The sequence below is a fragment of the Winogradskyella pelagia genome (assembly GCF_017581965.1).
In the GTDB taxonomy this organism is placed as follows: domain Bacteria; phylum Bacteroidota; class Bacteroidia; order Flavobacteriales; family Flavobacteriaceae; genus Winogradskyella; species Winogradskyella pelagia.
This window is the reverse complement of record NZ_JAGEVF010000049.1, coordinates 1-495: the sequence shown is the minus strand read 5'-3', so window position 1 is coordinate 495 and position 495 is coordinate 1. Positions and strand designations below refer to the sequence as shown.

General features: G+C 33.3%; 1 pseudogene. It reads right to left on the bottom strand.

Annotation, left to right across the window (positions count from 1 at the left end):
• A pseudogene (locus J4050_RS15205) lies at positions 1 to 338 on the bottom strand (cation transporter); the annotation flags it as partial.
• Positions 339 to 495: the final 157 nt, after the last annotated feature.

The following is a 495-nucleotide window of genomic DNA, read 5'->3' as shown; positions in this document are numbered from 1 at the left end:
AATCCCATCGATTTTGAGATTAATCCAGTTGTCATTTCGATTATGAAAAAGGCAAAATTTATGGTAAGTACAGACCAAAGTAACTTTTTTTGGTTAGCATTTTCTTTAAATTCCGTTTGTTCGGTTTGTTCAGTCGAGATTTTCTTTCCGCCTAAATTCAGTTCGATAATGGACTTTTCGATTTGGTCAATTTGTCCGCTGTGAAAAACAGTTAGTTTTCGGTTGGGAATGTCAAAGTCCAAATTCGCAATACTTGAGATTCCATCCAATTTCATTCGGATTAAATTTTCCTCTGAAGGACAATCCATTTTGGTAATCTCAAATATCGTTTTGTTCATTCAATTTATTGGTTTTTGGACATTAACCACAACTGCAGGGTTAAACGTAGTTCTGCTTTGACAATGAAAAGATAATAAATTCTTAAACAATAATTAGAGAAGGCGACTTCCTTATAATCTCTAATTATTGGTCATCAATTAGCATCGCTTTAGCGAA